We start from the raw sequence: 19,875 nt of genomic DNA, 5'->3' as shown, positions 1-19,875 counted from the left end.
AAAGCAGTGCGGCGTAGCAGGTACAGGGTCAAGTCTGACATTCGGACATGAGCTCAACTGTGCGCAGCGCAGAATTGAAAGGAAGGTGCAAGGCAGAAAATCGCTGCGCGATTTTCCTTAGTCAGGCGAATCGGAGAGCCTTTGCGCCCGGAGGCGCAAAGTCGCTCGCAGGCTCGCTGCTGCGCAGCTCGAAACCCCTGCTCGCCCCGCGTCCGTGCCGTCCGCGGATTCGATTCCCGACGCCGGAACGACACCGCACAAAAAACACAGCCCCGTCGGCTTTCGCCGGCGGGGCTGTGTTTTTTGTGCGGTGGTGGAGGCGGCGGGAATCGAACCCGCGTCCGCAAGCACTCTACAGACAGTTCTACATACTTAGCACTGCCATTTAATTTAACCGGTACAACGGGGACGTGCACCCTTTGTACAAGCGAGTTACCTTAAATTTCGGAAGCAACCAAGTAACCCGGTTGAGTCCTAGCCCCTGTAAATGACTCTACTGCCTTGCGGCCACCCCAGGGGCGAGGTGTTGTAGAGCTAGCAGCAATTAAGCTGCGAGTGCGTACGAGTTATCGTTTGCAGTTATTGATTTCTGGATGTATTTACGAGGTAACCAGTCCTCGGTATGCCCTGCGCTGCTTTGCAACCCACGTCGAAACCAGGTCGCCCCCAACGAAGCTTCATTGTACTCCAATCGCGGCTCCTGTGCAGTCCCTCGGGGTACCGTAGAGGGATGATGCCCCGCAGGGTTACGAACTGTTGCAAATCGCTGTGCCTGGCATGCGACAGGTGCCCGACGATCGACCGGCGACACCTTGTGCGCATGAATGCGCACCCTGCGTTACAGGCGTAAAAAAACCGCAGCCGGTCCGGCGCTGCGGTTCAACCAAAACAAGCGGGCTTACTGGCCGTTGTTGTTGCGCTTGGCGATCTCGTTGCCGAGGTAGCCGCCGCCGATGACGCCGGCCAGGGTGGCGAGTTTCTTGCCGTTGCCGCCGCCGATCTGGTTGCCGATCAGGCCGCCGATGACGGCGCCGGTGCCGATGCCGACATAGCTCGGCTGGGCCGGTGCCGGGGCTGGTGCCACGGGCGCCGGGGCGGGGCGGTAGGCCGGTTCTTCGTAGCGGGCCACCTGCTGGGTTGGGCGGTAGCTCGGCTCCTTGTGCACGACCTTCTGGACGACCGGCTTCTGCACGACGACGGTTTTCTTGACGACCGGCGCGGCTTCCTGCTTGACGACCACGACCGGTGCGGCAGGGTTGGCGCTTTGCACGTAGGTCGTGGTGCCGGGTGCGGCGCTGACGACCAGCGGGGCGGCGGCCGGTGCGGCCGGCTGGGCTGCGAGGTATTGCTGGGCTGGGGCAGGCGGCACGGCGGTCGCTTGCAGTTGTCCGGCTGCCAGAGGTGCTGCCAGGGCGGCGTTGGCCTGGGCCAGGGCCGGTTCGGCAGCGCCGCGCGAGGTGGGCAGGAGGCCGGTGATGGCGGCGGCGCCGGTCAGGCTGACGATGACCACCGACACGGCTGCGGCGGCCATCAGGGGATGAATGCGGGAAGCGGCTGGCGTGGTGTTCATGTTGTTCTCCATCAGTGTTGCGTTGTCGATGGATGCAGAATACCGGCCAGCTCAGTTACACGATAGACAGAAGCCTGTTTCAGTTGTAATCAGTTGTTAATGCTATGCGTCAACAGTCGTGGCGTTCGGCGCGAGCGTACGCAGCACTTCCAGCAGTTCGAGCGGCGAATTCAAGAGGTAGTCGGCGCCCCAGGTGCGTGGGGTGATCTGGCCGCAATAACCCCAGCCGCAGGCCACCGTCACCATGCCGGCGGCGCGGCCCGCTTCGATGTCGCGCAGGTCGTCGCCGACGTACCAGCAATGCGCCGGGTCGATGCCGAGCCGGCGCGCGCCTTCGAGCAGGGGCGCCGGGTGCGGTTTGGCGTGCGGCATGGTGTCGCCCGAGACGATGCAGCCGGCGTGGGCCAGCCCGATCTGCGGGATCAGCGGATCGGTGAAGCGGGCCGGCTTGTTGGTGACCACGCCCCATGCCATGCCGGCGTCGAGGATGCCCTGCAACAGGGCGTCGATGCCCTCGAACAAGGTGGTCTCGGCCGCCATGTTGGCCTGGTAGCGGTCGAACCATTGCAGGCGCAGCTCTTCATAGCCTTCGTCGCCCGGCGCCAGGCCGAAGGCGGCGCCGATCATGCCGCGCGCGCCGGCCGAGGCGGTCGGGCGCAGCACGCTGTAGGGAGTCGGTTCGAAGCCGCGCTCGGTGCGCAGCCAGTTGACGGCGGCGGCCAGGTCCGGGGCGGTGTCGGCCAGGGTGCCGTCGAGGTCGAACAGGACGGCACGCGGGGCCGGGAGGAAGGCAGGGGAGGTCATCGTCGAGAGGCCTGGTTCAGAGGAGCTTGGTCAAACGGGTTTAGTGCAGGCCACCATGTAGTTCACATCGGTGTCGTTGTTGAGCGAGTAGATCTTGGTCAGCGGATTGTAGGTCAGGCCCTTCATGCCGTCGACCTGCAGCCCGGCGGCGCGCATGAATTGCGACAGTTCGGCCGGGGTCAGGAACTTGGCGTAGTCGTGGGTGCCGCGCGGCAGCATGCGCAGCACGTATTCGGCGCCGATCACGGCCAGCAGGTAGGCCTTTGGATTGCGGTTGATGGTCGAGAAGAACAGCTTGCCGCCCGGCTTGGCCAGGGCGGCGGCGGCGCGCACGATCGAGGCCGGGTCCGGCACGTGCTCGAGCATTTCCATGCAGGTGACGACGTCGTACTGGCCCGGCTCCTCGGCGGCCATGTCTTCGGCGGCGATGAGCTTGTAGCGCACGTCGACGCCCGACTCCAGGCCGTGCAGGTCGGCGACCTTGAGGGCCTTTTTCGACAGGTCGATGCCGGTCACCTTGGCACCCTTGCGCGCCATCGATTCGGACAGCACGCCGCCGCCGCAACCGATGTCGATCACGTTCTTGCCCGCCAGCGGGGCGCGCGCGTTGATCCATTCGAGGCGCAGCGGGTTGATCTCATGCAGCGGGCGGAATTCGGAAGTCGGGTCCCACCACCGGTGGGCCAGCTCGCTGAACTTGTTGATTTCTAAAGGGTCGGCGTTCGTATTCATAGGTCGGAATAATAGCGGGAAATAGTCAGGCGCGACGGACGCTCCGCGACAAAAAAGTTGCCCGGTCGTGCACGGTGCCGCGCAGGCGAAAAAAAACCCCGCCGCAGCGGGGTTGCTCTAGCGGGAGGGCGCCTTCAGGCGCGCTCCCCCAGGACGGTGTTGCCAGGCTTACTGCTGGCGGGTACGGGTACCGACCACTTCGATCTCGACGCGGCGGTTCTTCGCGCGGCCAGCCGAGGTCTTGTTGTCGGCGACCGGCTGCTTCTCGCCCTTGCCTTCGGTGTAGATACGTGCAGGATCGACGCCCTTGCCCTTCAGGTAGGCCTTGACGGCTTCGGCGCGGCGGATCGACAGCTTCTGGTTGTAGGCATCGGTGCCGATCGAGTCGGTGTGGCCGACGGCGATGATGACTTCCAGGTTCATGTCGCCCAGCTTCGAGGTCAGTTCGTCGAGCGATGCCTTGCCGGCAGGCTTGAGGACGGCCTTGTCGAAGTCGAAGAAGGCGTCAGCCGAGTAGCTCACTTTTTCCGAAGTCGGGACCGGTGCCGGTGCGGGCGCCGGCGCTGGTGCTTCGGCCACTGGCGGTGGTGGCGGAGGTGGCGGCGGGGCGACGCACTTGCCGTTTTCGAGTTTTTCAGGCGGGACGCACAGCGGCGCGTCGCAGCCAGGGACCGCGTCGGCCGGGGTCCAGTAGCCGGTACGCCAGCAGAGACCGAAAGGATCGCGCGCGATCACGCCGCGGCTGTCCTGGACGTAGGCGCTGTACGGCTTGTTCGCCTGGATGTCGGTCGTCAGCGGTGCATACGGAGGTGCACTTTGGGCGAAAGCGCTACCGGCCAACGCTGCCGACGCTGCCAGCATGAGGGTTGCAATCTTCTTCATATTTTTCTTCCTTTCGGTTTTATATCTTTTCGTAGCGAAACGACGAATCATTCGCACTAACGTAGGCAGAATATTAACAGTGTTGCGGCCTCGCCCGTTTCGCATTGCGAAACATGCAATTAACTTCTCGGCCATTTTGCCACATACGCCACATTCACACGACCGCCTGAGTGTGCAATCGCTGTGCATGGCGGCCAGCTGCGTTGTTTCTGCGCAACAACGGATTGGTGGTGTCGATTAGATTGACGAATGTTTATGACCGGCTTGTGTCAGATCAACAATTTCGCGCACATGGCGGCCCACAGGGGCTTCTGCCTGTAAATGTCGCAGCGAGGAGTGCTGCATGGTAGAATCATTGGTTGGAACTTATAACCATTAGCCTGAAAGCAGTCGACCCGCCCAATGGATCAATTCGCAAAAGAAACAGTCCCTATTTCCCTCGAAGAAGAGATGCGCAAGAGCTACCTCGATTACGCGATGAGCGTGATCGTCGGCCGTGCGCTGCCGGATGTGCGCGATGGCCTGAAGCCGGTGCACCGCCGCGTCCTCTACTCGATGCATGAAAGTAACTACGCGCACAACCGTCCGTACGTCAAGTGCGCGCGCGTGGTCGGCGACACGATGGGTAAGTACCACCCGCACGGCGACTCGTCGATCTACGACACGCTGGTGCGCATGGCCCAGGACTTTTCGCTGCGCTACACGCTGGTCGACGGCCAGGGCAACTTCGGCTCGATCGACGGCGACAGCGCCGCGGCGATGCGTTATACCGAGTGCCGCCTCGACAAGATCGCCAGCGAGCTGCTGGCCGATATCGACAAGGACACGGTCGACTACCAGCCGAACTATGACGGCAAGGAAAAGGAACCGACGGTCCTGCCGACCAAGATCCCGAACCTGCTGATCAACGGCTCCTCCGGCATCGCGGTCGGCATGGCGACCAACATCCCGCCGCACAACCTGTCGGAAGTCATCAACGGCGCCCAGCACCTGCTGCGCAACCCGGACTGCACGATCGACGAGCTGATCGAACTGATCCCGGCGCCGGACTTCCCGACCGCCGGCATCATCTACGGTGTCTCGGGCGTGCGCGACGGTTACCGCACCGGCCGCGGCCGCGTGGTGATGCGCGCCAAGACCCACTTCGAAGAATATGGCAAGGATGGCGGCCGCATTGCGATCATCATCGACGAGCTGCCGTACCAGGTGAACAAGAAATCGCTGCTCGAGCGTATCGCCGAGAACGTGCGCGACAAGAAGCTGGAGGGCATTTCCGACATCCGCGACGAGTCCGACAAGTCGGGCATGCGCGTCGTCATCGAACTGAAGCGCGGCGAAGTGCCGGAAGTGGTGCTGAACAACCTGTACAAGCAGACCCAGCTCCAGGACACCTTCGGCATGAACATGGTGGCGCTGGTCAACGGCCAGCCGAAGCTGCTGAACCTCAAGCAGATGCTCGAGTGCTTCCTGTCGCACCGCCGCGAAGTGGTGACGCGCCGCACCGTGTTCGAGCTGCGCAAGGCGCGCGAGCGCGGGCACATGCTCGAGGGCCTGGCTGTTGCGCTGGCCAACATCGACGACTTCATCGCCATCATCAAGGCCGCGCCGACGCCGCCGGTGGCCAAGGTCGAACTGATGCAGCGCGCCTGGGATTCGTCCCTGGTGCGCGAAATGCTGCTGCGCACCGCCGAAGGCAGCACGATCGGCGGCATCGACGCCTTCCGTCCGGAGCACCTGCCGAAGCACTACGGCATGCAGACCGATGGCCTGTATAAACTGTCGGACGAGCAGGCCCAGGAAATCCTGCAGATGCGCCTGCAGCGCCTCACCGGCCTGGAGCAGGACAAGATCGTCAACGAGTACAAGGAAGTGATGTCGCACATCGCCGACCTGCTCGACATCCTGGCGCGTCCGGAACGCGTGACGACCATCATCAGCGACGAGATGGTCCAGATCAAGAACGACTACGCCGAGAACGGCAAGGATGGGCGCCGCTCGGTCATCGAACACAATGCCAGCGACCTCGACACCGAAGACCTGATCACCCCGCAGGACATGGTGGTGACGCTCTCGCATACCGGCTACATGAAGTCGCAGCCGATCGCCGAATACCGCGCGCAAAAGCGCGGCGGCCGCGGCAAGCAGGCGATGGCGACCAAGGACGAAGACTGGATCGACCAGCTGTTCATCGCCAATACGCACGACTACATGCTGTGCTTCTCGAACCGCGGCCGCATGTACTGGCTGAAGGTGTGGGAAGTGCCGCAGGGTTCGCGCAACTCGCGCGGCAAACCGATCGTCAACATGTTCCCGCTGCAGGACAACGAGAAGATCACGGTGATCCTGCCGCTGTCGGGCGACAACCGGACCTTCCCGGAAGACCATTACGTCTTCATGTCGACTTCGCTGGGCACGGTCAAGAAGACCCCGCTGCGCGATTTCTCGAATCCACGCAAGGCCGGCATCATCGCGGTCGACCTCGACGATGGCGACTTCCTGATCGGCGCCGCGCTGACCGACGGCCAGCACGACGTGATGCTGTTCTCGGATGCCGGCAAGGCCGTGCGCTTCGACGAGAACGACGTGCGCCCGATGGGCCGTACCGCGCGCGGCGTGCGCGGCATGAACCTGGAAGAGGGGCAGAACGTGATCGCGCTGCTGGTGGCCGAGAACGAGCAGCAGTCGGTGCTCACCGCCACCGAGAACGGCTTCGGCAAGCGTACCCCGATCCTTGAATACACCCGCCACGGCCGCGGCACCAAGGGCATGATCGCGATCCAGACGTCCGAACGCAACGGCAAGGTGGTGGCCGCGACCCTGGTCGACGCCAACGACGAGATCATGCTGATCACGACCGGCGGCGTGCTGATCCGCACCCGCGTGGCCGAGATCCGCGAGATGGGCCGCGCCACGCAAGGCGTCACCCTGATCGCGGTCGAGGACGGCACCAAGCTGTCGGGCCTGCAGCGTATCGTCGAGACCGACCTCGAGGAAGTCGAGCTCGAAGCGGCGCCCGAGTAAGGGCAGGGCGGGACGATGCGGACATCCACCTGTTCGACTCGAACCCGGCCCCTGTCGCATCCCGTCATGCCGCCCCGGCACGCGTCTGCCCAAGACGCTGCCCCGGCGGCATTTTTCATCCCTGGACGAGGAGCCTGTACTGGCGCCAGAAAGACATCCGATGACGCAGGTATTTAATTTTTCCGCCGGCCCGGCCGTCCTCCCGAAGGCAGTGCTGCAGCAGGCCGCCAGCGAAATGCTCGACTGGCACGGCAGCGGCATGTCGGTGATGGAGATGAGCCACCGCGGTCCGGAATTCATCTCGATCTATAAGCACGCCGAAGCCGACCTGCGCGAGCTGCTCGCGGTCCCGGCCAACTACAAGATCCTGTTCATGCAGGGCGGGGGATTGGGGCAGAACGCCATCATCCCGCTCAACCTGCTGGGACGCGTGGGCACGCCGGCCACCATCGATTTCGTGCACACCGGTTCCTGGTCCGGCAAGTCGCTCAAGGAAGCGGCGCGCTATGCGAACGTGAATGTGGCGGCGTCGAGCCAGGCCGAAGGGTTTACCTGTGTTCCGCCGCAGGACGCGTGGCGCCTGACCGAAGGCGCGGCCTACCTGCACGTCTGCACCAACGAAACCATCGACGGCGTCGAGTACAACTTCGTCCCGGAAGCGCCCGCGGGCGTGCCGCTGGTGGCCGACATGTCCTCGCACATCCTGTCGCGGCAAGTCGACGTGTCGCGCTATGGCGTCATCTTCGCCGGCGCCCAAAAGAACATCGGCCCGGCCGGCCTGACGCTGGTGATCGTGCGCGAGGACCTGCTGGAGTACGCGCTGCCGATCTGCCCCTCGGCCTTCCACTGGAAGAACGTGGCCGAGCACGAGTCGATGTTCAACACGCCGCCGACCTATGCCATTTATATTGCCGGGCTGGTGTTTGCACACCTGAAGCGCGAGGGTGGCGTGGCGGCCATGGAACAGCGTAATATCGAGAAGGCGCGGCTGCTGTACGAGGCGCTGGACCGCGACGATTTCTACCGTAACCGCGTGGACCCATCATGCCGCTCACGCATGAACATCCCGTTTTATTTACGCGACGAATCACTGAATGAACAATTCCTGGCCGGCGCGAAGGCGCGCGGGCTGCTGCAGCTGAAGGGCCACAAGTCCGTCGGGGGCATGCGGGCATCGATCTACAATGCGATGCCGATCGAAGGGGTGCAGACCCTGGTCGATTATTTGAATGAGTTTGCGGGGCGGTAAACGCCGTTTATTTTCGTAGGGTGGGCGGGGTAATTTCGGCCAATGGCCGGAATTACGCCCACGCGTTCAACGATCACGTGCAAACCACTCTGCGTCCATTCTTGCGCCGGTTGAACGCGTGGGCGGGGGACCGCCCACCCTACGCCCCTCCGGCAACCGCCGATGGATGAATCAGGTCCTTTAAAACAGCTTAACCATGACAGACAAACTCACCCCCCTGCGCGAGCAGATCGACGCCATCGACGCCCAAATCCTGGAGCTGCTGAGCCAGCGCGGGCGCGTCGCCCAGGAAGTCGGCCACGTCAAGGCCGAAACCGACGCCCCCGTGTTCCGCCCCGAGCGCGAGGCGCAGGTGCTGCGCGGCGTGGCCGAGCGCAACCCGGGTCCGCTCAAGGACGGCGACGTCCAGACCATCTTCCGCGAGGTGATGTCAGCCTGCCGCGCGCTCGAGAAGCGGGTCACGGTCGCCTACCTCGGCCCGGCCGGCACCTTCAGCGAGCAGGCCGTGTATCAACAGTTCGGCAGCGCCGTCGAAGGCTTGCCCTGCGCCTCGATCGACGAGGTGTTTCGCGCTACCGACGCCGGCACCGCCGACTTCGGCGTGGTCCCGGTCGAGAACTCGTCGGAAGGCGCGGTCAACCGCACCCTCGACCTGATGCTGGCCACTACCAGCGTGATCAGCGGCGAGGTGTCGATCCCGGTCCACCACAGCCTGATGACCAAGACCGGCAGCATGGATGGCGTCACCGTCGTCTGCGCCCACTCGCAGGCGCTGGCCCAGTGCCAGGTCTGGCTCAACCTGCACCATCCGGGCATCGAGCGCCGTGCCGTCGCCTCGAATGCGGAAGCGGCCCTCATGGCCAGCCAGGACCCCTCGGTGGCGGCGATCGCCAGCGAAATGGCGGGCGAGCGCTACCGGCTCGGCGTGGTGCAGGCGCACATCCAGGACGATCCGCACAACCGCACCCGCTTTGTCGTGATCGGCACCCTGCACACCAACCCGTCCGGCCGCGACCGCACCTCGCTGGTGCTGGCGGTGCCGAACAAGGCCGGCGCCGTCTACAAGCTGCTGGCGCCGCTGGCGACGCACGGCGTGTCGATGACGCGCTTCGAGTCGCGACCGGCGCGCACCGGCGGCTGGGAGTATTTCTTCTACGTCGATGTCGAAGGCCACCGCCAGGACGAGCCGGTCGCACGCGCCCTCGCCGAGCTGCAGGACAACGCCGCCTTCTTCAAGCTGCTGGGTTCCTACCCGGTCGGCCTGTAAATCTTTATTCGAACATTTTTGAGGTTATTTATGCCGCAATTCGGTCCAGAGTACGTTCGTGCCATCGCCCCTTACCAGGCCGGCAAACCCATCGCTGAAGTCGCCCGCGAGTTCGGCCTCGACGAAGCCAACATCGTCAAGCTTGCCTCCAACGAAAACCCGTTCGGCGTGCCCGAGTCGAGCAAGCAGGCCATGGCCCAGGCAGCAAGCGAACTGGGCCGCTATCCGGACGCGAACGGTTTCGAGCTGAAAGCCGCCCTGGCCGCGCGCTACGACGTCCCGGCCGAATGGATCACGCTCGGCAACGGCAGCAACGACATCCTGGAAATCGCCGCCCATGCCTTCGTGCAAAAGGGCGAGTCGGTGGTGTTCGCGCAGTACTCGTTCGCCGTCTACGCGCTGGCCACCCAGGGCGTGGGCGGACGCGCGATCGTGGTGCCGGCCGTCAACTACGGCCACGACCTGGCCGCGATGGCCGCCGCCATCGAGCCCGACACCCGCCTGGTCTACGTCGCCAACCCGAACAACCCGACCGGCACCTTCATTGGCGCAGCCGAGATCGAAGCCTTCCTGAAGCAGGTGCCAGGCAACGTCATCGTCGTGCTCGACGAGGCGTATAACGAATACCTGGCGCCCGAGCACCAGTTCGAGTCCGCCAGCTGGGTGCGCAAGTACCCGAACCTGGTGGTCTCGCGCACCTTCTCGAAGGCCTACGGCCTGGCCGGGCTGCGCGTCGGTTTCGCGATCGCCCAGCCCGAGGTGACCGACCTCATGAACCGCATCCGCCAGCCCTTCAACGTCAATTCGCTGGCCCAGGCCGCCGCCATCGCCGCGCTCAACGACAAGGCCTTCCTGGCCAAGGGCGCGCAGAACAATGCCGAAGGGTACAAGCAGCTGACCAGCGCCTTCGACGAACTCGGTCTCGAATACGTGCCGTCCTTCGGCAACTTCGTGTTGGTGCGCGTGGGCGACGACGAGGGCGCCGGCGCCCGCGTCAACCTGGCCCTGCTCAAGCAGGGCGTGATCGTGCGTCCGGTGGGCGCCTACGGCCTGCCGCAATGGCTGCGCATCTCGATCGGCCTGCCGCAGGAGAACGCGACCTTCATCGCCGCGCTGAAGAAGGCACTGGGCTAATGCTGGGCAAGGTCGTCATCGTCGGCACCGGGCTGATCGGCGGCTCGTTCGCGCTGGCGCTGAAACAGGCTGGCGCCGCGCGCCAGGTGGTCGGCATGGAACGCTCGCCGGCGGCCCTGGAGCGCGCGCTGGCGCTCGGCATCGTCGATGCCGTCACGCGCTCCGCCGAGGAAGCGATGATGGGCGCCGACCTGGTGCTGCTGGCCGCGCCGGTGGCGCAGACCGGGGCGATCCTGGCCGCGCTGCTGCCCTACCTGGAGCCGGGCACGGTGATCACCGACGCCGGCAGCACCAAGGGCGATGTCGTCGCGGCGGCACGCGCGGCGCTGGGGGCGCGGGTCGGGCAGTTCGTGCCGGGCCACCCGATCGCCGGCGCCGAGTCGAACGGGCCGGATGCCGCCAGGGCCGAGCTCTACCGCGGCAAGAAGGCCGTCGTCACGCCGCTGCCGGAAAACGCGCCCGGCGACGTCGGGCTGGTGGCTGCCGCCTGGCGCCTGTGCGGCGCCATCGTGCACACCCTGACGCCGGAAGAACACGACCGCGTGTTCGCGGCCGTGAGCCACCTGCCGCACCTGCTGGCCTACGCGCTGGTGGACGACATCGCCCGCAAACCCCATGCCGAACTGCTGTTCCAGTACGCCGCCAGCGGCTTTCGCGACTTCACGCGCATCGCCGGCTCCTCGCCCGAAATGTGGCGCGATATCAGCCTCGCCAACCGGGATGCGCTCCTGGGCGAGCTCGATGCATATCTGGCACAATTGAACGCATTACGGACGCAGCTTGCGGCCGCCGACGGTCCGGGGCTGGAGGCGGTCTACGCCAACGCCCAGCGCGCCCGCCGCGCCTGGAGCGAAGCCATCGAGACGGCCGAGCCGCCGCCACGTCCGAATCAGGAAATCGAATGACGCAATCCAAGCCGCAGTCCAAGCACTACCCCCAGCACATCGACCTCGAGCCCGTCATGCACGTCGAGGGCACGGTGCGCCTCCCCGGTTCGAAAAGCATCTCGAACCGCACGCTGCTGCTCGCCGCACTGAGCGAGGGCACGACCCGCATCCACGACCTGCTGGCCTCCGACGACACCATGGTGATGCTGGGCGCGCTGCGCTCGCTCGGCATCGCGTGGGAAGAGGTCGATGAGCGCACCATTTTGGTGCATGGCCAGGGCGGCGTGCTGCCCAACCACGAAGCCGACCTGTTCATGGGCAATGCCGGCACCGCGATCCGTCCGCTGACGGCCGCGCTCGCCGTGATCGGCGGCAACTACACGCTGCACGGCGTCGCGCGCATGCACGAGCGCCCGATCGGCGACCTGGTCGACGCGCTGAACGCGGTCGGCGCGCAAATCGACTACACGGGCGAGCCGGGCTTTCCGCCGCTGCACATCAAGCGCGGCCACATCCACGCCAACCGCATGTCGGTGCGCGGCAACGTATCGAGCCAGTTCCTCACGGCCCTGTTGATGAGCGCGCCGCTGATGGCGCGCGGCCATGCCGTCACCATCGACGTCGTCGGCGAGCTCATCTCGAAACCCTACATCGAGATCACCCTGAACCTGATGCGCCGCTTCGGCGTGACGGTCGAGCAGAACGGCTGGGCCTCGTTCACGGTGCAGCCGGGCCAGCGCTATGCCAGTCCCGGCAGCATCCACGTCGAGGGCGACGCCTCGTCGGCCAGCTACTTCCTGGCGGCCGGCGCGATCGGCGGCGGCCCGGTGCGGGTCGAGGGCGTGGGGCGCGACAGCATCCAGGGCGACGTGCGCTTTGCCGATGCGCTCGAGCGCATGGGCGCCATCGTCGAACGGGGCGACAACTGGATCGAGGCGCGTTCGAACGGCGTGTTGAAGGCCATCGACGCCGACTTCAACCATATTCCCGACGCCGCCATGACGATCGCCGTGGCCGCCCTGTACGCCGACGGCACCAGCACGCTGCGCAACATCGCCAGCTGGCGCGTGAAGGAGACCGACCGCCTGGCCGCGATGGCCACCGAATTGCGCAAGGTGGGCGCCATCGTGGAGGAGGGCGCCGACTACATTCGCATCACGCCGCCCGATGCGCTGCAGCCGGCCACCATCGACACCTACGACGATCACCGGATGGCGATGTGCTTTTCGCTCGCCACGCTGGACGGCAAGGCGCGCCGCGGCAATGCCATGCGCCTCAACGACCCGAAGTGCGTCGCCAAGACTTTCCCCGACTATTTCGAAGCGTTCGCCTCCGTCGCGCGCAACGAACTGTTTTAATAACGCCTTCCGCGTACCGAGACAAGAACATGCCTAATTCCCACATCCCCGTCATCACCATCGATGGCCCGACCGCCTCCGGCAAGGGCACGGTCGCCGCGCGCGTCGCCGAGCGGCTCGGCTACCACCTGCTCGATTCGGGCGCCCTGTACCGCCTGACGGCCCTGTCCGCCATGCGGGCCGGCATCGCCTTGGACGACGAGCAGGCGGTCGCGCAGCGGGCCCAGGCCCTGCCGGCGCGCTTTGCGAACGGCGACATCTTCCTCGGCGAGGAAGAGGTGGGGGCGGCGATCCGGGCCGAGGAAGTGGGTAACAATGCCTCGAAAATCGCGGCCTTCCCGAGCGTGCGCCAGGCCCTCTACGACCTGCAACTGGGCTTTCGCAAGGCGCCCGGCCTGGTGGCCGACGGGCGCGACATGGGGACCGTGATCTTCCCGCATGCCAGGCTAAAAGTATTTTTGACGGCAAGTGTCGAAGCACGCGCCGAACGCCGATATAAGCAATTGATTGGCAAAGGAATTTCTGCTAACATGGACGATCTGCTGGCGGATTTGCAGGCGCGCGACGAACGCGATACCCATCGCACCGTCGCCCCGCTGGTCCCGGCAGAGGGCGCGTACATCCTCGATACCTCCGACATGTCGGTCGACGAAGCAGTGGAACAAGTGCTGCATTGGCACGCGTTGTTGTAAAAATGCTGTAAGAGTGCCCCTGCGTTCGATCGCGGGGGTGTTGTTTTAACCTGACCCAGTTCAGAACCGCACCATCGACGGTCCTGCTGGCTAACATGTAAATTATCTATGTCTACTGCAACCACCCAAGATTCCGGTATGGAAAGCTTCGCAGCCCTCTTCGAGGAATCGCTGTCGCGTCAAGATATGCGCTCGGGCGAAGTCATTTCCGCTGAAGTCGTGCGCCTGGATCACAACTTCGTGATCGTCAACGCCGGCCTGAAGTCGGAAGCTTTCATTCCGGTCGAAGAATTCAAGAATGACCAGGGCGAACTGGAAGTCCAGATTGGCGACTTCGTTTCCGTGGCCATCGAATCGCTGGAAAACGGTTTCGGCGATACCATCCTGTCGCGCGACAAGGCCAAGCGCCTGGCATCGTGGCTGGCTCTGGAAAAAGCAATGGAATCGGGTGAAATCGTCACCGGTACCGTCAACGGTAAAGTCAAAGGCGGCCTGACCGTCCTGACCAACGGCATCCGCGCATTCCTGCCGGGTTCGCTGGTTGACACCCGTCCGGTCAAGGACACCACCCCATTCGAAGGCAAGACCCTCGAATTCAAGGTCATCAAGCTCGACCGCAAGCGTAACAACGTCGTCCTGTCGCGCCGCGCCGTCATCGAAGCATCGATGGGCGAAGAGCGCCAGAAGCTGATGGAAACGCTGAAGGAAGGCACCGTCGTCACCGGCGTCGTCAAGAACATCACCGACTACGGCGCGTTCGTCGACCTGGGCGGCATCGACGGCCTGCTGCACATCACCGACCTGGCATGGCGTCGCGTGCGTCACCCGTCGGAAGTGCTGTCGGTTGGCCAGGAAATCACCGCCAAGGTCCTCAAGTACGACCAGGAAAAGAACCGCGTCTCGCTGGGCGTCAAGCAGCTGGGCGACGATCCATGGACCGGCCTGTCGCGTCGTTACCCGCAAGGCACCCGCCTGTTCGGTAAAGTCACGAACCTCACCGACTACGGCGCGTTCGTCGAAGTCGAGCAGGGCATCGAAGGCCTGGTGCACGTGTCGGAGATGGACTGGACCAACAAGAACGTGGCCCCGAACAAAGTCGTGCAGCTGGGCGACGAAGTCGAAGTCATGGTCCTGGAAATCGACGAAGAGCGTCGCCGTATCTCGCTGGGCATGAAGCAGTGCAAGGCGAACCCATGGGACGACTTCGGCATGACCCACAAGAAGGGCGACAAGGTCCGTGGTTCGATCAAGTCGATCACCGACTTCGGCGTGTTCATCGGCCTGCCAGGCAACATCGATGGCCTGGTGCACCTGTCGGACCTGTCGTGGACCGAAGCCGGCGAAGAAGCAGTGCGCCGCTTCAAGAAGGGCGACGAGCTGGAAGCCGTTGTTCTGGCCATCGACGTCGAGCGCGAGCGTGTTTCGCTGGGCGTCAAGCAGCTGGAAGGCGACCCGTTCAACAACTTCGCAGCCCTGAACGACAAGGGTTCGCTGGTCACCGGTACGGTCAAGTCGGTTGAGCCGAAAGGCGCCGTCATCGCCCTGAACGAAGAAGTCGAAGGCTACCTGCGCGCTTCGGAAATCTCGCGTGACCGCGTTGAAGATGCCGGCACCCACCTGAAGGTCGGCGACAAGGTCGAAGCCCTGGTCATCAACATCGATCGCAAGGCTCGCAGCATCCAGCTGTCGATCAAGGCGAAAGACAATGTCGAGACCCAGGAAGCGATGAGCAAGCTGGCTTCGGACAACAGCGCAGCGACCGGCACCACCAGCCTGGGCGCCCTGCTGAAGGCCAAGTTCGATAATAAGAACTAAGCAAGAAGTCTAGCTAACTGAGGCGACCAGATGACCAAGTCCGAGCTGATTGCAAGACTGGCTGAGCGTTATTCTCAGCTGGTCGCCAAGGATGCCGAGTATGCTGTCAAGACCATCCTCGACGCGATGACGAACGCCCTGGCGACCGGCCAGCGCATCGAGATCCGTGGTTTCGGCAGCTTTGCGCTCAACAGCCGCCCGCCCCGCATCGGCCGCAATCCGAAGTCCGGCGACAAGGTGATGGTGCCCGAAAAACGGGTGCCGCACTTCAAGCCGGGCAAGCAGTTGCGCGAACGGGTCGACGCGATGGTCGGGCAACCGATCATCGAAGACTGAAGTCCTCTGCCACGTGCAGGCACAGAAACGGCGTCCATTGGGCGCCGTTTTTTTTCGTCGGCGCAGATACCCGTCGGCAAACGGACCTCAACTTTGAAATAAACGTGCGGATATGCGACACTGCGCCTTTGCATCTCCCACCGCCAGGCCCATCTGATGAAATTTGTTTCCACCATCGCGGGATTTATCCTCTTCGTCCTGTTTTTCGGCTTCGCACTGAAGAACACGCAGGAAGTCGACCTGAACTTTTTCCTCGGTTACGAACTGCGCGGCCCGCTCGTGCTGATGCTGCTGGCCTTCTTCATCGCCGGCGCCGCCCTCGGCATCCTGGCCCTGACGCCGACCGTGTTCCGTCACCGCCGCGAAGCCTCGCAGCACAAGCACACCGTGCAGGCGCTGCAGACCGCGGCCGGCACCGGCGCGGCCCAGCCCGCCGCCGACGCGGTCCCGCTCAGCCCGCGCTAAGCGTGCCTTTCAAAACTTAACAATAACAACTCCATGGAATTTGAAATCTGGTGGCTGCTCGCCGTCCCCGTCTTCTTTGGCCTCGGCTGGATCGCCGCCCGGGTCGACATCAAGCAACTCCTGTCCGAATCGCGCACCTTGCCGCGGGCCTATTTCAAGGGCCTGAACCTGCTGCTGAACGACCAGCCCGACAAGGCGATCGACGCCTTCATCGAGATCGTCACGCTCGACCCTGAAACGGCCGACATGCACTTTGCGCTTGGCAACCTGTTCCGCCGGCGCGGCGAGATCGAGCGCGCCATCCGCGTCCACCAGAACCTGCTGGCGCGGCCCGATTTACCCCTGGAGCAGCGCACCCAGGCCCAGTACGAGCTCGGCATGGACTACCTGAAGGCGGGCCTGCTCGACCGCGCCGAAGAAACCTTCAACGGCCTGGTCGACAGTTCGTACAGCGTCCAGGCACGCCGCGCCCTGCTCGAAATCTACCAGCGCGAAAAGGAATGGGGCCGCGCGATCGAGGCCGCCAGCGGCCTGCAAGCCTCGGGCGCCGGCGCCCGCCAAAAGGAAATTGCCCAGTTCTATTGCGAACTGGCGCACGACGCCCTCGTGCGCGGCGACCAGGCGGACGCCCTGGCCCTGCTCGACAAGGCCCTGCACGCCGACCGCAACAGCGTGCGCGCGACCATGCTGCTGGGCGACGCGCTGCTGGCCAAAGGCGATGCCGAGGCCGCGATCACGACCTGGAAGCGGGTCGAACAGCAAAGCGTGCCGCACGTGGCGCTGGTTGCCGGGCGCCTGATGGACGCCTACCGCCGCGTCGGCCGGCCCCAGGAAGGCGTCAACCTGCTGCGCTCGTATTTGGCCGAAGCGTCCTCGATCGACCTGATCGATGTCGTCTTCAAGGCCATGATTGAACTCGACGGCGTCGACGCTGCCAAACAGCTGGTGGTCGACGAGCTGCGCCGCAACCCGACCTTGCTGGGACTGGACAAGCTGCTCGAGGCCCGGCTGATGGACGCGCCGGCCCACATCTGGGAAGAGCTGTCGATGGTGAAGAACCTGATCCACGGCTACACGACCAAGCTGGCGCGCTACCAGTGCAGCCATTGCGGCTTCAAGGCGCGCCAGTACTACTGGCAATGCCCGGGCTGCAGCAACTGGGAAACCTATCCGCCGCGCCGCACGGAAGAACTGAACGTCATGAACTGAATGCATCGAACATGAGCACTGATACCGCAAGCCGCCTGCTCTCGGGCGCAGACTACCTCCACACGGCCGCACCGAGGCTCGACAACGTCCGCATGCTGGTGGTGGGCGACGTGATGCTCGACCGCTACTGGTTCGGCGACGTGTCGCGTATTTCGCCGGAAGCGCCGGTGCCGGTGGTGCGCATCGAGCGGCGCGAGGAGCGTCTCGGCGGCGCCGCCAACGTCGCCCGCAACGCGGCCGCGCTGGGCGCCCACAGCGGCCTGCTGGGCGTGGTCGGGGCCGACGAAGCCGGCGCCTCGGTCGAAGCCTTGCTGCGCGATTCGAGCATCCACAGCTACCTCAAGCGCGACGAGGCGATCTCCACCATCATCAAGCTGCGCGTCATCGGGCGCCAGCAGCAGATGGTGCGCATCGACTTCGAGGACGCGCCGACCGAAAACGTCTTGCGCGACAAGCTGACCCAGTTCCGCGCGCTGCTGCCGGACTACGACGTGCTGATTTTCTCCGACTACAACAAGGGCAGCCTGGTCAACGTGGCCGAGATGATCCGCGCCGCCCGCGAGGCCGGCAAGATCGTGATGGTCGACCCCAAGGGCGACGATTTCTCGCCGTATGCGGGCGCCACCATCCTCACGCCCAACAAGTCCGAACTGCGCCGCATCGTCGGCAACTGGAAGAGCGAGGAGCAACTGACCAGCAAAGCCCAGGGCCTGCGCGTCGAGCTGGGCCTGGAAGCCCTGCTGCTGACCCGATCGGAAGAGGGCATGAGCCTGTACACCGCGGACCAGGTGCTGCACGTGCACGCCGACGCGCGCGAGGTGTTCGACGTGTCGGGCGCGGGCGACACCGTGATCGCCACCATGGCCGCGATGCTCGGCGCCCGCGCCCCGCTGGACGTGGCGCTGGCGACGGCGAACCGGGCAGGGGGCATCGTGGTCGGCAAGCTCGGCACGGCGACCGTCACCCGCGAGGAATTGTTTGCCGCGTAGGGTGGGCTCCGCCCACCGCTGCGGCGCTTGATCGGCCGGCCGGCTGGGCAAAGCCGTGGTGCTCGTTCGGCGAGCTCTGCGGGCCTCGGGTGCGAAATACACGGACCGCATGCGTCGGTCCGCGTAAGCCCAGCCCGCCGCCGACGCCCCTCACATCAACAACACCTCCGCATCCTGCGGCAGCACCAGCCGGCTCGCCGCCGGATACGCCTCATCGCCGTCGAAGCTGCGGCAAAACACCGTCTCGTTCGCATAGTTGCGCAGCTCCTCGCTGGCCGGCAGCGTCGCGACGACCTGCCCGCCGTCGACCAGGGTGACGGCTGCGTCGCGCAGGCGGCTGCACACGGCCACGCTGAGCTTGCGCGTCACCAGCCACACCACGGGCTTCTGATACCAGGGCAACAGGCGACCGACCGAGCCGCGCGCATCGGCCAGCAGGCTGCGCACGCCGCCGATGGTCCAGCCGTCGGCCGCCGTGAGGGGCACCAGCACCAGGTTGACCGACAGGTCTTCCTTGCGTTTATTGATGAGAAAGTGTCCTTTTTCCTGCGCAAGCTGGTCGATCACCGGCACCACGTAGACGCCGCTGCGTTCCGGCCGCACCGCCACCATGTCGCGCTCGCCTTCGAGCCAGATTTCGAGGTCGTCGGTGCGCACGCCCTGGCGCGTCGCGCGCAACTGGACGGCCAGCGCGGCGCGCCCGCCGAGCGCCTGCTGGACCGCCTTGGCCATCGGGTAGAACAGGTCGGCGTAGGGGACCAGGCGGGTGCGCGTGCCCGTGACCTGGACCGTCTGGATCGGTTCGGGCGGCGCTTCGGCCCGGGCCGGCGCCGCGCACAGGGCGCAACACAGCAACAGCAGCGGAAAGAGCCGGATTGGGCGCATGGCGGGCGTGGGATCGCATCTCATGGACTGTCATCCTTTCACGCTTTTGCAAAAAGCTCAACATCGAGGCCGGCAATTGTCGGTTTCCCCGCACAGTCTCGCTTGATTGGGCTCAAGCGTACGGCGTCAACAGGCTCGGCTTTGGGCCGTTAAGCGCTGGTGGCCGGCATCCGCCGTCCACTTCCCGAACATGGAGAGAATCGATGATCAAGAAACTGATGCTTGCCGTTGCCATGCTGGTCGCCTCGGCCGGCTTTGCCTTTGCCCAGGTCGACGTCAACAAGGCCGACGAGGCCGCGCTCAATGGTGTCAAGGGCGTCGGCCCGAGCATGACGAAAACGATCCTGGACGAGCGCAGCAAGGGCGAGTTCAAGGACTGGGCCGACTTCCAGAAACGCGTCAAGGGCGTCGGCGACAAGAAGGCGGCCAAGCTGTCCGAAGCCGGCCTGCAGGTGAACGGCAAGGCCAAGGAAGGCGCGGCCGCCGCGCCGGCGCCGAGCAAGGCCGCCAAGGCAGCCCCGGCCACGAAAGAGCCCAAGGCCAAACCGGCCGACGTCAAGGCAGCCACCTAAGGCGGCCG

Annotated in this window: 18 protein-coding genes and 1 other RNA gene; 13 read left to right on the top strand and 6 right to left on the bottom strand. The window is 64.8% G+C overall.

What is annotated here, in order from left to right; translation table 11 throughout:
* Nucleotides 1-311: 311 nt before the first annotated feature.
* The 5 genes from ssrA to ompA all read right to left on the bottom strand — a co-directional run bounded on the left by ssrA (nt 312) and on the right by ompA (nt 3,988).
* Nucleotides 312-668: a transfer-messenger RNA gene (gene ssrA, locus ACFPAH_RS14635) on the bottom strand.
* A gap of 230 nt (nt 669-898) precedes the next feature.
* Nucleotides 899-1,570 carry a glycine zipper 2TM domain-containing protein gene (locus tag ACFPAH_RS14630; RefSeq protein WP_379746723.1) on the bottom strand — a complete coding sequence of 224 codons (672 nt, stop codon included), beginning with the start codon at nt 1,568-1,570 and terminating at the stop codon, nt 899-901.
* A gap of 102 nt (nt 1,571-1,672) precedes the next feature.
* Entirely contained in the window at nt 1,673-2,374 is a 702-nt protein-coding gene (locus ACFPAH_RS14625) for an HAD family hydrolase (RefSeq protein ID WP_379746721.1), read from the bottom strand.
* Nucleotides 2,375-2,404: 30 nt separating this feature from the next.
* Nucleotides 2,405-3,106 (bottom strand): bifunctional 2-polyprenyl-6-hydroxyphenol methylase/3-demethylubiquinol 3-O-methyltransferase UbiG, encoded by a 702-nt coding sequence (ubiG, locus tag ACFPAH_RS14620; protein ID WP_379746719.1) that lies wholly within the window; start codon nt 3,104-3,106, stop codon nt 2,405-2,407.
* Between the two features lie 168 nt (nt 3,107-3,274).
* A complete protein-coding gene (ompA, locus tag ACFPAH_RS14615; protein ID WP_379746717.1) occupies nt 3,275-3,988 on the bottom strand; it encodes an outer membrane protein OmpA in 714 nt (237 codons plus the stop codon).
* Between the two features lie 402 nt (nt 3,989-4,390).
* Here ompA and gyrA point away from each other — a divergent pair, with 402 nt between their 5' ends.
* The 12 genes from gyrA to rfaE1 all read left to right on the top strand — a co-directional run bounded on the left by gyrA (nt 4,391) and on the right by rfaE1 (nt 18,410).
* The gene (gene gyrA / locus ACFPAH_RS14610; RefSeq protein ID WP_379746715.1) at nt 4,391-7,009 is read left to right on the top strand and encodes a DNA gyrase subunit A; all 2,619 of its coding nucleotides are present in this window, start codon (nt 4,391-4,393) and stop codon (nt 7,007-7,009) included.
* A gap of 160 nt (nt 7,010-7,169) precedes the next feature.
* A complete protein-coding gene (serC, locus tag ACFPAH_RS14605; protein WP_379746713.1) occupies nt 7,170-8,258 on the top strand; it encodes a 3-phosphoserine/phosphohydroxythreonine transaminase in 1,089 nt (362 codons plus the stop codon).
* 196 nt (nt 8,259-8,454) lie between these two features.
* Nucleotides 8,455-9,525 carry a prephenate dehydratase gene (gene pheA, locus ACFPAH_RS14600; protein ID WP_379746710.1) on the top strand — a complete coding sequence of 357 codons (1,071 nt, stop codon included), beginning with the start codon at nt 8,455-8,457 and terminating at the stop codon, nt 9,523-9,525.
* A 30-nt stretch (nt 9,526-9,555) separates the two neighbouring features.
* Nucleotides 9,556-10,659, top strand: coding sequence for a histidinol-phosphate transaminase (gene hisC, locus ACFPAH_RS14595; protein WP_379746707.1), 1,104 nt, complete (start codon nt 9,556-9,558; stop codon nt 10,657-10,659).
* Nucleotides 10,659-11,564, top strand: coding sequence for a prephenate dehydrogenase (locus ACFPAH_RS14590; protein WP_379746705.1), 906 nt, complete (start codon nt 10,659-10,661; stop codon nt 11,562-11,564). Before hisC ends, ACFPAH_RS14590 begins: the two co-directional genes overlap by 1 nt.
* The gene (gene aroA, locus ACFPAH_RS14585) at nt 11,561-12,904 is read left to right on the top strand and encodes a 3-phosphoshikimate 1-carboxyvinyltransferase (protein ID WP_379746703.1); all 1,344 of its coding nucleotides are present in this window, start codon (nt 11,561-11,563) and stop codon (nt 12,902-12,904) included. Before ACFPAH_RS14590 ends, aroA begins: the two co-directional genes overlap by 4 nt.
* 29 nt (nt 12,905-12,933) lie before the next feature.
* Nucleotides 12,934-13,596, top strand: coding sequence for a (d)CMP kinase (cmk, locus tag ACFPAH_RS14580; RefSeq protein ID WP_379746701.1), 663 nt, complete (start codon nt 12,934-12,936; stop codon nt 13,594-13,596).
* A gap of 108 nt (nt 13,597-13,704) precedes the next feature.
* Nucleotides 13,705-15,411, top strand: a complete 1,707-nt coding sequence (gene rpsA, locus ACFPAH_RS14575) for a 30S ribosomal protein S1 (RefSeq protein WP_379746699.1) — start codon at nt 13,705-13,707, stop codon at nt 15,409-15,411.
* Nucleotides 15,412-15,441: 30 nt separating this feature from the next.
* Complete coding sequence (locus ACFPAH_RS14570) at nt 15,442-15,747, top strand: integration host factor subunit beta (protein WP_056344442.1); 306 nt, start codon at nt 15,442-15,444, stop codon at nt 15,745-15,747.
* Nucleotides 15,748-15,903: 156 nt separating this feature from the next.
* On the top strand, nt 15,904-16,212 hold the full coding sequence (locus ACFPAH_RS14565; RefSeq protein WP_379746697.1) for a LapA family protein: 309 nt from the start codon (nt 15,904-15,906) through the stop codon (nt 16,210-16,212).
* A gap of 33 nt (nt 16,213-16,245) precedes the next feature.
* Nucleotides 16,246-17,421: a lipopolysaccharide assembly protein LapB gene (lapB, locus tag ACFPAH_RS14560; RefSeq protein WP_379746695.1), complete on the top strand. Its 1,176-nt coding sequence runs from the start codon at nt 16,246-16,248 to the stop codon at nt 17,419-17,421.
* 11 nt (nt 17,422-17,432) lie between these two features.
* The gene (gene rfaE1 / locus ACFPAH_RS14555; RefSeq protein WP_379746693.1) at nt 17,433-18,410 is read left to right on the top strand and encodes a D-glycero-beta-D-manno-heptose-7-phosphate kinase; all 978 of its coding nucleotides are present in this window, start codon (nt 17,433-17,435) and stop codon (nt 18,408-18,410) included.
* A 150-nt stretch (nt 18,411-18,560) separates the two neighbouring features.
* Here the strand turns inward: rfaE1 and ACFPAH_RS14550 are convergent, their stop codons facing one another.
* Nucleotides 18,561-19,319 carry a hypothetical protein gene (locus ACFPAH_RS14550; protein WP_379746691.1) on the bottom strand — a complete coding sequence of 253 codons (759 nt, stop codon included), beginning with the start codon at nt 19,317-19,319 and terminating at the stop codon, nt 18,561-18,563.
* Nucleotides 19,320-19,498: 179 nt separating this feature from the next.
* Between ACFPAH_RS14550 and ACFPAH_RS14545 the strand changes: the two genes are divergently transcribed.
* Entirely contained in the window at nt 19,499-19,867 is a 369-nt protein-coding gene (locus ACFPAH_RS14545) for a ComEA family DNA-binding protein (RefSeq protein ID WP_379746689.1), read from the top strand.
* Nucleotides 19,868-19,875: the final 8 nt, after the last annotated feature.

The organism is Massilia sp. GCM10023247 (genome assembly GCF_042653325.1).
GTDB lineage: Bacteria > Pseudomonadota > Gammaproteobacteria > Burkholderiales > Burkholderiaceae_D > Telluria.
This window is presented reverse-complemented; position numbering and strand designations above follow the sequence as displayed.